General features: G+C 67.7%; 8 protein-coding genes and 1 pseudogene. 6 read left to right on the forward strand and 3 right to left on the reverse strand.

What is annotated here, in order from left to right; all coding sequences use genetic code 11:
• Positions 1–282: 282 nt before the first annotated feature.
• The gene (locus tag FHX73_RS36895) at positions 283–693 is read left to right on the forward strand and encodes an SSI family serine proteinase inhibitor (protein ID WP_145910420.1); all 411 of its coding nucleotides are present in this window, start codon (positions 283–285) and stop codon (positions 691–693) included.
• Positions 694–745: 52 nt separating this feature from the next.
• Here the strand turns inward: FHX73_RS36895 and FHX73_RS36900 are convergent, their stop codons facing one another.
• The gene (locus tag FHX73_RS36900) at positions 746–1,711 is read right to left on the reverse strand and encodes an NADP-dependent oxidoreductase (protein WP_342795357.1); all 966 of its coding nucleotides are present in this window, start codon (positions 1,709–1,711) and stop codon (positions 746–748) included.
• Between the two features lie 113 nt (positions 1,712–1,824).
• Here FHX73_RS36900 and FHX73_RS36905 point away from each other — a divergent pair, with 113 nt between their 5' ends.
• From FHX73_RS36905 to FHX73_RS36920, 5 genes and pseudogenes are all read left to right on the forward strand, one after another.
• On the forward strand, positions 1,825–2,232 hold the full coding sequence (locus FHX73_RS36905; RefSeq protein WP_145910421.1) for a winged helix-turn-helix transcriptional regulator: 408 nt from the start codon (positions 1,825–1,827) through the stop codon (positions 2,230–2,232).
• A gap of 272 nt (positions 2,233–2,504) precedes the next feature.
• A complete protein-coding gene (locus FHX73_RS47720) occupies positions 2,505–2,801 on the forward strand; it encodes a replication initiator (protein WP_425461477.1) in 297 nt (98 codons plus the stop codon).
• Positions 2,798–3,133: a replication initiator gene (locus FHX73_RS47725; RefSeq protein ID WP_145910798.1), complete on the forward strand. Its 336-nt coding sequence runs from the start codon at positions 2,798–2,800 to the stop codon at positions 3,131–3,133. Before FHX73_RS47720 ends, FHX73_RS47725 begins: the two co-directional genes overlap by 4 nt.
• Positions 3,133–3,342: a helix-turn-helix domain-containing protein gene (locus FHX73_RS36915; protein WP_145910422.1), complete on the forward strand. Its 210-nt coding sequence runs from the start codon at positions 3,133–3,135 to the stop codon at positions 3,340–3,342. Before FHX73_RS47725 ends, FHX73_RS36915 begins: the two co-directional genes overlap by 1 nt.
• A pseudogene (locus FHX73_RS36920) lies at positions 3,342–4,669 on the forward strand (tyrosine-type recombinase/integrase). The gene FHX73_RS36915 and the pseudogene FHX73_RS36920 overlap by 1 nt, the downstream one beginning before the upstream one ends.
• Before the next feature lie 69 nt (positions 4,670–4,738).
• Here FHX73_RS36920 and FHX73_RS36925 read toward each other — a convergent pair.
• Together FHX73_RS36925 and FHX73_RS45185 are read right to left on the reverse strand one after the other, a co-directional pair.
• Entirely contained in the window at positions 4,739–5,206 is a 468-nt protein-coding gene (locus FHX73_RS36925; protein WP_145910423.1) for a hypothetical protein, read from the reverse strand.
• An 8-nt stretch (positions 5,207–5,214) separates the two neighbouring features.
• On the reverse strand, positions 5,215–12,342 hold the full coding sequence (locus FHX73_RS45185; RefSeq protein ID WP_170305251.1) for a polymorphic toxin-type HINT domain-containing protein: 7,128 nt from the start codon (positions 12,340–12,342) through the stop codon (positions 5,215–5,217).
• Positions 12,343–12,596 lie beyond the last annotated feature (254 nt).

Raw genomic sequence — 12,596 nt, forward strand, 5'->3', positions numbered from 1 at the left:
TCGTGCCGACCCCTCGTCACCATGCGTGGACCGGGCATCCACGCATGGTGGCCATCTCGGCCGTTCGGTCGTGGCCGACTCGCCGAGGCGACGCCGCCGCGCACTCGGCGCGGCGGTGCGCAGCGGGGCGGGAGTGACTCCAGGGACGCCCGTGCAGGCGGCATCCGGCCATTGGGACGGCCGCCGCCGGTGGCCGCCGCGCGCCCCCCGAATTGTGTCCATGACAACCACCTGTGCTGATACTGCCGAGTCCGTCCGGACAATCGACCAAAGGAGTTCGATATGCGTACTCGCAGTGTCCTCAAGGCAGTTGTCGGCACCGTCGCGGCCGCGGCCCTGCTGGCCGGCGCCGCCCCGCTCGCCGCCGCCGACACCCCGGCGCCCGACCTGCTGCTCCTCACCGTGGCCGGAACCGCCCCGAACACCGCCGCGGCCCGCACGGCCACCCTCGACTGCGACGGCGCGACGCCGGCCGGGGACCACCCCGACGCCGCGGCCGCCTGCGCCGACCTGCTCGGCGCCCAGGGCGACTTCAGTGCCCTGACGCCGTCCCACACCTTCTGTCCCGAGCTCTACCTGCCGGTCACCGCGACCGCCGTCGGCCTGTGGGACGGTCAGACCGTCACGTACCAGCAGACGTTCACCAACACCTGCGCGCTCCAGCGCGCGACCGGCCGGATCTTCGCCTTCTGACCGCCTCCTCTGCGCCCGGCGGCCGGCTTCCCGGTCGCCGGGTTCCGGTCTGTCAGGGCGTGAGCACGATCTTGCCCGCCACCCGCCCGCCCTCGCTCAACCGGTGCGCCGTCGCCGCCTCGGCCAGCGGAAGGACCTCGGCGAGGGCCACCCGCACCGTCCCCTCGGCCGCCAGCTCCGCCAGCCGCGCGAGGTCCGCGCCCACCGGCGTGAACCCGAACTCGACGTACCACAGCCCGCGTTCGGCCGCCAGCGCACGCACTTCGGTCCGGTCGGGCCCGGTGCCGCGGGTGTCGACCAGGGTGCCGCCCGGAGCGAGCACGGACAGCGAGCGCGGCCCGTAGTCACCCGCGATCGGGTCCAGCACCACGTCGACCTCCCGCACCGCCCGCGCGAAGTCCTCCCGGGTGTGGTCGATCACCTCGTCCACCCCCAACTCCCGCAGGAACGCGTGCTTCTCGGCCCGCGCCGTACCGATCACGTACGCGCCGCGCGCCTTGGCCACCTGCACCGCCAGGTGCCCGACGCCACCGGCGGCGGCGTGCACCAGCACCCGGGTCCCGGCCGCCACCGGCACGACGTGGGTCAGCGGCTGAAAGGCCGTCAGTCCGGCCGTCGGCAACGCGGCCGCGTGCACCGGGTCCAACCCCGCCGGCAACACGGCCAGGTGCTCGCGCGCCACCACCGCGTACTGCGCGTACGCGCCGCGCGGCGGAAACGCGATCCCCAGCACCGCCTCCCCGACCCGCAGGTCCGACACCCCCGCCCCGAGCCCGGCCACCTCGCCCGCCAGGTCCAACCCGATCGTGAACGGCGGCTCGCCGAACCGGCGCACCTCACCCGCCCGGATCCGCCAGTCGGCCGGATTGACCCCCGCGGCCGCCACCCGCACCAACACCTGCCCGGGCCCCGGCACCGGCCGCGCCACCTCGGCCACCCGCAACACCTCCGGCCCGCCGTAGCCGTCCTGCACGACGGCGAGCATGCGCTGCTGATCCCACTCCACGGACACAGACACGGCCGGATCCCCCTGAACAGTCCTGAGCGGCGCACGGTCGTCCGCCGCACATCCATCCTGGCCGCCGCAGGTATCCCTTGAACAGTAGGTACCTTTCTGATACCTCGTTACCCATGAACAAGCCAGCACCGCCACCCGCCGTCAGCTACGGCCGCGACTGCCCCACCCGCACCGTCGTCGACCTCCTCGCCAACAAGTGGACCCTCTACGTCCTCGCCGCCCTCCGCGAAGCCTCCGCCCACGGCGCCCCGCTGCGCTTCAACCAACTCCGGCGCCAACTCGACGGCGTCACCCAGAAGATGCTCACCCAAACCCTGCGCGCCCTCGAACGCGACGGCCTGATCTCCCGCACCGTCCTCCCCACCTCCCCCCTCCGCGTCGAGTACGCCCTCACCCCCCTCGGCCACGAAGCCGGCACCCTCACCACCGCCATCGCCCACTGGTCGGTCACCCACATCCACGAGATCCTGACCCACCGCGAGTCGTTCACGACGGCGGGTACGGGAGCAGGCGGCCGGTGACCACCTGCTCTGCTCCCACGGCTGAGTGGCGCCGACGTTCTGGCGGGTCCGGACATCCCTAAAGCAGGGAGCTAGGCCTAGTGAGGCCTTCGGTACCTCCCGGCCCCGATCGCGTCGCCCGACCCCGCACCGGTACTCGCCCTCGTCCCGGCCTCTGACCCGGCGTCTGCCCCAGCCATGAGCCCGCGCTCGTGGTCGGCCAGCAGGACAGCGCTCGCCTCTCGGCCGACTACCGTTGAGGACTTTGCTAATCACCGCCCGGCGCATTGGACGTGGTCGGGGCACGGGAACTCGCCTGGGGTGAACAGCTCGACGTACGCGAGATCGCTGCAATCGACACCGGCGCTGAGCTGACCGATCACGCGGTCGCCGTCTACGTGGCCAAGTCCGCCACCAAGTCCGCCGACTCATCCGGTGCTCTCGACCGCGCCCTGTTCTGCCGCCCCTGCCAGGGACGCGGCATGACCCTGACCCGCCACGGAACCCCGCTCCAGTGCCCGCCTGCACCGGCACCGGGCAGGCCCGCCCTCTGCCTCGCCTTGCCGTCGAACGCCACGTGCGGCAGATGATCCGCTCCTGGTGGGAGTTGGGCAAGTGCCCGGAGTTCGCCGGTCTCAAGTTCTGGAAGTGGGCGCACATGCTCGGCTTCCGGGGCCACTTCTCCACCAAGTCCCGCTGCTACTCCACCCTCGGCGCTCTGCGCGACGCCCGCCGGGCCTGGCGTACCGAACAGGCCCGCGCACACGCCGGCCTGCCCGACCTCGACCCGAGCACGACCCTCGTCATCGGCCACTGGGCCTACCACGGCTCGGGCTACAGCCCCGGCACGGAACTCCTCGCCGCCGCCGTCTGGCACCGCAGAGAACTGGAACGGCAGTTCACCGCAGAGGGCGGCTGCTGATGACCACGTTGCTCACTGGGCCGAGCGCGAGCGAAGACCTGCTGACGGTCCCCCAGGTCATGGCCCGCCTCCAGCTCGGCCGCTCCGCCGTCTACGACCTGCTCCGCTCCCGGCAACTCGCCTCCATCACCCTCGGCCGCGCCCGCCGCACCCCCGCTCATGCCCTCACCGACTTCATCCGCACCCGACTCGAACAGGAAGCCGCCTGATGACCACACCCCGCGACACCACCGCCTCCCGCCGCAGCCGCGCCAACGGCGACGGAACCGTCTACCAGCGAAAGGATGGCCGCTGGGAAGCCGCCGGATACGTCCTTGCCCCCGGCGACACCCGCAAGCGCATCCGTGTCTACGGCATCACCCGCAAAGAGGCGCTGTCCAAGCTCACGGAGAAGATCGCCACGAGCAACCGCGGTGTCCCGGTCGTCTCCGCGCAGGGCAGCTTGGCCGCCTACCTGACGTACTGGCTGGAGAACGTCGCCGTCCACCAGCTCCGCGAGACCACCCACACCCGCTACACCGCCTGTGTCAACCAGACCTCATCCCCGGCCTGGGCAAGAAGAAGCTCGCCAAGCTCACCGCCAAGGACATCCGGAGCTGGCTGAACGGGCTGCGGACCATCTGCCAGTGCTGCGCACGCGGCATCGACGCCCGGCGGAAGCCAGACGCTCAGGCCGGCCGCCGCCCGCGCTGCTGCGCCATCGGGAAGTGCTGCCGCAAGTGCCTCTCGCCGCTGACGCTCGCATACATCCACTCCGTACTGAAATCCGCCCTGGAACACGCCGTGCGCGAGGAAGAGATCCCGCGCAACGTCGCCCGCAACGTCCGCACCGGCACACCCCGCCCTCGCCGCTTCAACCCCCTCACCGCCGACGAGGCCCAGCACTTCCTCGCAGCCGCGCAGGGTCACCACCTCCAGGCTCTCTTCGAACTCGCCCTGCGCACCGGTCTCCGGAAGGGCGAACTCCTCGGCCTGCGCTGGGAGGACCTCGACCTCGACGCCGGCACTGCCAGCATCCGCCGCACTCTCCAACGCACCCGCACCGGCGGCCTCACTACCCTGCCCACCAAGACGATCAGCTCGGAACGCCGCATCGTCCTCCCGGCCGCGTGCGTCGTCTCGCTACGCGCGCACAATGACTGGCAGGCCCGCGTGAAGCAGCAGGCCGACGCAGAGTGGGTGCACAACGGCCTCGTCTTCACCCGCCCGGACGGTCACCCCATCGAACCCGCCACCCTCACAAGGCACTTCAACGCACTGCTCCACCGCTCCCGCCTGCGAGCGATCCGGTTCCACGACCTGAGGCACTCGACTGCGACCCTGCTCCTGGAACAGGGCGTCGAACTCGTCGTCATCAAGGAGTTGCTGGGCCACGCCCACATCGGCGTCACCGCCACGGTGTACGCCCACGTCCGGCTCCGCCTCCAGCGAGACGCCATCGACCTCCTCGGCCAAGCGCTCGGCAACCTCGCCGAGAGCTCCGTCGAGCCTGACGATGGCGACGACCCACCGCTTTGTGCAGCACCCGTCCGCTGACGTTGCCGTCAACTACTGCCGTCAGACGCACAGAAGCCCCACCGGAGGATGTTCCGGTGGGGCTTCTACTCATGCATTCAGGAATACCTCGATTGCACTGGCCGCGGAGGTCGGGGTTGATTCATCGCACGGATCATCCATCCCGAGCATCGGAAGATCGAGCGCAACGCGAACCGAATCCCCAAATTCATTTTTCACTACGCGAAGAGATTCGAGGATCGCATGATATGCGGGACTGATTTTCTGGAAATCCCTTCTGATAATGAATTTGCCATCCCGCTCAACAATCGGACGAAACGGTGGGACGACAATCCACTCTGGCAAGCCGTCCCCCGTCGCGTTCGACAACACCTGAGCCGCTTCCCTGTTCGGGCTGCCACCGTAGCGGTCAAATGCCCAAACTCCTGACATCACGAGTACATCAGCCCGAATCGACCGGACGTCTTCATTGACGAAGTCGATGGCCATCGATGCGGGTAGCAACCGGGACCAGAGGTCTAGGGTCGCCTGTTGGCGCGACGTCACGTACATCTTCATCGAGTCACCTAGGGGATCGGCATGTAGGGAAGAATTCGAACTCGGCCAATGGTACTCATGGAATCCTCCCAGAGAGCGAATGCATCAATTCCGCCACCGCCGTCGGCAAGGTGCTCAATCCTACTCTCTGCAGGAATTTGATCAGACCTGATTGCCCCACGCACCAGCGTATACGGCCCCTCCTGAGGGAACGTCCCATAGGCGGACTTGGCATAAAGAGCAGCACCCTCGGGGGTCGACGAGAAGTACTTCGATTCGATTCCTGGGGCATTTTTAAAGCGCCGAGTGTCCAATATCTGCTTCAGCTCGTCGTCCTTCACCGCGCGATATACGTACTGCTCACCATCTTTGAGCTTTGTTCCCCCGCACGTATTGTGCACGAGGACCGGCGTGGTGCCTGCGAGCACATAGTACGTGTGGAGGTGATCCACAGTGAGATTGTAGGCGGTGTGGGGTGCAGTGTGGTAATTGCGGACGTTCAGGACGTCGGCGGGCTGTCCGTCTTCTGCGCGGACTTGGTCGCCGCGCTTGAGGTTTCCGGCGTCGGTCCAGGTCTGGGTGGTGATGTCCCAGAAGGGGTGGTGCTGGGTGGAGGTCAGCGTGGCGGCATCGACAGTGGGGGCGTTGGGCGTTTGGATGGTGAGGTCAGTGAAATTCTGATCGTTGGGGGTGACGATGGTCGCAAGAACAGGTTCGGAGCTCGTCTTTCCGGCCTGCGGGTCGGTGGCGGTGACCATGTCGCCCTTGGAGAGGGTGTCGATGGGCTTTGCGGTTCCGTCGGCGAGAAGGACTAGTGTGCCGGCCGGAAAGCTGTTACGGCAGCCGAGGATTGCGTAGATTCCGTCGGGGTCCGATTCGATTGTGTTCTCGTTAATGGCGTCAGCTACGGCGCTGTCGCCCGCCGCGCCGGCTGCGTCAGGTATGCCCGGAAGTTCGTCCGGGGCATCCATGCTGCCGCCATCCGCGGCAAGGATATTTGACGAGATGTCGAAGTTAGTGCTATCAGGGTCTCCACCGCGCTGACGAACCCAGCGGATGTAGTCGCCGGTCGGATCCGGGTTTGGGTCCTCACCTGGAGCAGAGCCCAAATACAGTGCTTTGTGGACCCAGCTACCAATTGAGACGGGGATCATTCCCAGCCCATAGAGAATGTCCATGTCGCTACCGGCGCCGCCGTTTTTGCTGACGTGGGCAGGGGCAGGGGCCGCGGCCTGCAAAGTTGCGTTCAGCCTGAAGTTCGAGTTGTCGCCACTGGAGTCCGTGCAGCCGTTGGTGCAAGCCTCTCCTGAGGTATCGGCCGGCTGGCGCATGAGGCCGCTGGGGTCACTGCCGCCGATGGGGTTATTGGCGGCGTAGGTGTAGCCGTTGAGTTCCTGTGTGCTGGTCGCTTCGAAGAGGGGGTCGAGGCTGATGAAGGCGCCGGTGTTGGGGTCGTAGTCGCGGGCGCCGAGAGTGGTCAGGCCAGCGGTTTTGTCGGTGGGCGCGTTGAGGAATCCGCGGTCGTCGATCCAGGTGCCGGTGGTGCCGCGAGGCGCCCCGTAGGGGGTGAACTGTCGCCAGGTGGGGGTCTGGGCGGTGTTGTCGAGGGTGAGGCTGGCGGTGCCGTGCGGGTCGGGGATTTCGAAGTTGTAGTTGGTGCCGGTGCCGGTTCGGACCATGGTGCCGCCGCCGGGCAGGGGGAGGTAGCGGACACCGCTGGTGGTGTTGGCGTTGTTGGCAGTGTTGAGGGTGAGCTGCTCGCCGGGCAGGTAGAGGTTGACGCTGGTCGGGTCGGCCTTGATCAGGAGTTGGCCGTCGGCGTCGTAGATGTAGGAGACGCCACTGGTGGCGGTAGTGATGGATTGCAGCTGCTCGGCGGTGTTCCAGGTGAGGGTCTGGTTGCCGGAGGCGGGGGTGTTGCGGGTCGTCATGTTGCCGGCGGCGTCGTACGCGTAGCTGTCGCCGGTGCTGGGGGCGCCGGTGCTGTCGGAGGTCAGGGTGTGGGCCTGGCCGGTGTTGTTGCCGTTGTATGTGTAGTTGGTGGTGGTGTCCGCGGTGCCGCTCAGGCCGTGTTGGGTCTGGGTGGCGCGTTGGCCGGTGGGGGTGTAGGTCCAGCTGGTCCAGTACGCACTGGCGGTGCCGAGGCCGCTGCCGACGGTCGCGGTGGAGCCGGTGGCCGGAGTGGTGGCGCATTTGTCGGTGGCCGTCCAGGCCGAGCTGAGGCGGTCCTGGGTGTCGTAGGTGTAGCACTGCGACTCGGACGGGGTGTTGGCGCCGTTGCGGGTGCTGTCCTGGCGCAGCAGGTTGCCTGACGGGTCGTAGGTGTAGGCCTGTTCGTCGGTGGGGGTCGGGGCGGCGGTGCCGACGGCGTGGGAGACGAGCTGGTCGGTGAGGGCCCCGGTGTGGGTGTCGTAGGTGTTGGTGATGAAGGCCTGGTTGGTGGTGGTGCCCAAGGTCTCCTGGGTGACGCGGCTGTAGGCGTCGTAGTTGGTGCTCTGGACGTAACCGGTGCCGATGATGCCTGCGCCGTTGGGCAGGTCGAGGTTGGTGTAGGAGCGGCCGACGACCTCGTTGGGCAGTCCACCCGCGAGCGGGTAGGTATCGCTGGCGGGCAGGCCGGTGTAGACGGAGTAGGTGTGTTTGAAGGTATAGGAGCGGCCGAGCGCCCCCTGGGCGGCGGGGATGGTGATGGTCTCGCCGAGGGACTCGCCGAATACGTTGAAGCCCAGTGACTGGTTGGTGTAGGCGTTGCCGCTGTTGTACGAGGTGCTGGTGGTGACCTGGCCGATGGCGTCGGCCACACCACTGACGGTGTTGTCGTTGTCGTAGACCCAGGACGCGCTCTCGTTCGCCGGCGCCTGTGCGGTGGTGGCGGCAGCGTACGCGGCGGTCTTGCGGTTGAGGACGTCGTAGGTGAAGGAGTTGACGGCACCTCGGGCGTCGGTGGTCTGCGTGACGTTGCCGCTGCCGTCGTAGGCCATGGTGCTGGTGCCGGCGTCGGGGTCGGTCTTGCTGACGATCTGGCCGAGGAGGTTGTAGGTGGTGGTCCAGGTGGAGCCGGCATTGCTGGTGGTGTTCTGCTTGCCGTGGCCGTCGTAGCCGTAGGCGATGGTGCTGGCCGGGGTGCCACCGGTGGTGTACCAGGTGCCAGTGAAGGTATTCGCTGGGGTGACCAGTGTGGGGGCCGTAGCGTACTCGGTGACGGTGCTGGTGCGGCCCACCGGGTCGGTGCCGGTGGTCTTCACGACGCCGCCGGTGGGCGGGAAGACGGTGGTGTTGTCACCGGTGTTGACGGTGGTGCTGGTCTCCTTGGCGATGGCGAAGGCGTAGGACTGGTCGATGACCGCGCGGCCTAGGCCGTCGTAGGTGTAGACGTCCTGGCTGGGGACCTTGGAGTCCTGGTAGGTCTGGAAGGAGGCGGCCGCGATCGTGGGGTTGGTGGTGGAGTCCCAGTAGGGGTTGTTCTTCTTGCGGACCCAGCCGCGGGAGTCGTAGATCGTGTCGGTGATCAGACGCCCGCCCTGCGGGGTCGAAGCCTGGGTCTGGCGCACGCGTCCGAGGGCGTCGTCGATGGTGACCGAGGTCGCGTACGCCTCGGACTCCAGCATGGTCTGTGTCGTCGTGCCCGACAGCGAGGTGTTGGAGACCGTGTAGCCGATCAACTCGTTGGCAGGCGTCGAGGTCGCCCGGGAATCCTTCCAGACGGCGGTGGTGCGGCCGAGCGCGTCGTACTGGACCGTGCTGACGACGCCATTGGCGTCGGTGGTGGTCAGCGTCAACCCGCGGGTCGGGTCCAGAGTCGTGCTCTGGGTCTGGCTCTTGGCGTTGGTCGTGCTCACGCCGGTGGTCAGGCCGACCGGGTTGACGGTGTAGCTGGTGGTGGTGGCGTTCCCTCTGCCGTCGTAGGCGACCAGCACGCGGCCGTAGGAGTCGTAGGTCGCGCGCTTGACGGTCTGCCAGGTGAAGGCGCCGCCCGTGTAGTCGGCTGCCTGGCGCACCATGGTGACGCTACCCGCGTTCGGCGCGGTGGCTTGCGGAAAGGTGGTCGAGTAGGTGGGGTCGTCGTAGAAGGTCTGGGTGGCGGAGACGACCTGCGCGGGCCGGTTCACCGAGCTTGGTGCGCCTAGCGTGTTGTAGCCGGCCGGCGCCGAGGGTGAGGCTCCTTCGGTGAAGCCGGAGCAGGCTACCGAGTCGGTCTCTTGACCGGCGGGCAGGCCGATGATGTTCACCGCCGTGTTGGCGGGCGCGTACGTGGTAGTGGAGCACTGGTCGTAGGCGGGGCTCGCGGGCACGGTGTGCGTGTAGCTGGCGGTCTTCAGGCCGGTGTTGGGGTCGTAGCTGGTGTCGGACTCGGTGTAGCGCCAGGTGGTGGTGCCGTTGTCGGTCAGCGCCTGGCGGGTGTAGGTCTCGGCGGTCCTCGTCATCGTCGCAGTGAGCGGAGACAGACCGGTCCGGGAACGGGAGGCAGTGGGTGATGACACCCAGTACGAGGTGATGACGGAGTTGTTGACCGGGCCGCCGGCGCCTTGGTAGGCGGTGGTCTCCAGCGCGCTGCCCGTCAGCTGAGGGCTGTCGGTGTGGGTGCCGCCCTGGGAGTCGGTCAGCGTGATCGAGCGGTTGGAGGTTGGAGTGAGGTAGTCCCCGTCCATGCCCTGGTAGTAGGCAGTGGTGCTCTGGGTCTGCGGGTCGTTGGCCTGGTCGCCGGTGGTGGTGGTGACGCTCGCGTAGCCGTGGAACTGTCCCCAGGTGCGGTACTTGGCCTGGACGACCTCGTTGTCGTCGTAGTGCCAGGCCGCGCCGTTGTAGGTGTAGTTGGTCTGCTTCTTCAGCGCGCCGCCGGTGGTGTCGTTCTCCAGCACCTGGGTGACGGCGTACTTCTCGAACCAGTCGCGCACCGGCGCGGTGTAGAACTTCGGCGTCCAGTACACCGGGTAGCAGGACGCGGTGTTCGTCGACGGATCCTGTGTCGCCACGGATGCGGCGGTGCAGGGGGTGGGCAGGCCATAGGTGATGCCGATGACCTCACCCAGCTCTGTGGTGATGCTGGAGATGCGGTAACGGTACAGGCCGGGGAAGTTGGTGGTGTCGACCCGGTTCTGCAGGTCCTGGCCGGTGAAGGTGACCGGCGGCATGGTGATCGCGCTGCTGGAGCCCCCTGCGGTGGTGTCGCTGCCGGTGCGGGTGATGGAAGCCAGCCACAGCGTCGGCGAGGTGCCGTCGCCAGTGGCCGGTTCGGACTGCGACAGCGCGTAGGAGTCGACCGGCAGGTACTGGGAGGAGGCGGTGGACCACTGCTGGGCGCTGATCGAGGCCAGCCGCACGGTGGAGAAGAAGCTCGGTCCGTACGAGGAGCAGGTAGCGCCCTGGGCGCAGACCAGGTCGAAGGGCACGTCCGGGTACTCGGTGGCCGCGCTCGTGGAGGACAGCGGGTCGCAGGTTGTGGCCGTGCAGCGCGGCGCGGTGTTGAAGTACACCTGGTCCGGCACTGTCCCGTACGCGTTGCCGTCGGTGAACCCGTAGTCGATGTGCCACAGGTACGAGTCGCGCACGTAGCTCGTGTTCGAGGCACCCAGGTTCTGGCCGTAGAAGTTGGTGTCCTGGTGGTAGTAGTAGGACATCGCCTGGCCGTGAGGGTTCTTCACGTAGTCCAGGTGCCACTTGTAGGCCGTGGTGCACACCGAGGAGCTGAATCCGCCCGCGTTGTAGCACGGGTCGCCCGGGTGCGCGGAGTACACCGGCTCGGTGTCCACCGAGTTGGTGGCCTGCTTGCCGGCCGACCACCCGGGCAACTGGTTGAGACCGAACTCATAGACCGTGCCCGAGCGGTCGGTGATGGTCCAGTAGTCCGTGTTGTACGTCCCCGTGCCGTTGTTGGCACCCGTCACGTGGGTGACAACCTCACCGCCGTTGTCGGCTGGGGTGTAGGTGCCCTTACTCGAATCCCAGACCAGGGAAGTCGTGTTGCCGTTCAGCGACAGCGTCAGGATCGGACCGGCGTAGCACTCGTCGTTGGTCGACGACGGCGACGCGCTGCCCTCGGGGTTGTCGGTGCAGGGCGTGAAAGTCTGCTCGATGTAGGAGTCCGCAGTCCCCCAGCCGTCACCGACCCAGGAGGACTGTGCCTCGGTCGAGGTCGTCTGCCCATCCACCGAAGACGAGTCATACCCCAGACCGACACTGGGGACCAGAGTGGAAGAAGCCCCAGGAAGCGTCACCGGGTACTGGTAGTTGAACGAGCCCGTTGAACCACCCCCGGTCCAACTGCTGCTCGGCTTCAGCGCGTCAGCCGCGTAACTGCCCGCCGCCCCGCCCTCCTGACCGGTGGAGTCCGTCGCAGCGATCACGCTCCCACTGGACCCGGTCGCTGCAGTCGTCGCCGCCGTACCCGCACCGGACCAGGTGGCGGGAACAACCGCCCCCTTCGCACCGCCCTGTGAAGCCGGAATGGCGCTTCCGGTGGCCGAGGCGAGGTCGAGGACGGTGGAGACGGACTTGCCCGCGACATCGTGATCTGTCGCCAAGGGCGTCTGCACCCGACAGGCCGCCACCTGCGGCGTCGTCAGTGAACAAGCGGGCAGCGACACCAGGTGCAGGCGGCTGCCGTAGTTGCCGCCGAATGCCTCGGTGAACGCCGAGTAGTCCACGCCGACCCGGGCCCGGCCGGCCTGGCCCGAACCGCCGTCGACGCTGAACACCACACCGGAGACGCCGAGCTGGGCGCTCTTGTGCTGGTCCAGCACGTGCACACCCACCGAAGTGGCGCTTGCCGTACCGCCGGTGGCCGACTGGGCCCAGACCGGTGTGCCCGACACCGCCGTTCGCGCACCGTCCTGACGGCCCGTCTCCGGGGCCGGCAGCGCTGCCGTTCCGGCAGCGGCGGGCGGGAGCGCCACGGCCTTGGCCTGGAACGGCTTCTTGGTCTGGTCATCGGGGTGGATCAGGTGCGGCGACAGCGTCTTGCCGCCCGTCACCGCGTAGCCCTTGGAGGCCTTCGGCGCCACTGGCGTACCCGGACCGGCGGCGGCGGCCTGGGCCGGCACGCCGATCGCTGCTGCCAGTAGGGCTCCGGCACCTGCACTGCGCAGTATTCGCCCGGCCCAACCGCGCGCGTACGGCGCCACAACGGCGTCGTCGCGCTTACTTCTGTTTCGGCGCATGCCGAATCCACCCCTGACTCTCGGCTGCCTGACGGGCAGGCAGAAGCCTCGCTCGGCCCGGGGAGATCGGGCCGAGTCGGCACGACTATGGCAGGAACCAAGACTTTCAAACTCAAGAAAAAGTAAAGCTTTTCATGAAGCGGGGAGGGCAAATCGAGCGCTCACGGGCAATATCTGACATATCAAACATGCTTGCCGTGGCCCACCTGCAGTGTCAGTCACCAGCGCGTGCGACGCTCCTGACCAGCAGTCGC

The sequence above is a fragment of the Kitasatospora viridis genome (genome assembly GCF_007829815.1).
In the GTDB taxonomy this organism is placed as follows: Bacteria; Actinomycetota; Actinomycetes; order Streptomycetales; family Streptomycetaceae; genus Kitasatospora; species Kitasatospora viridis.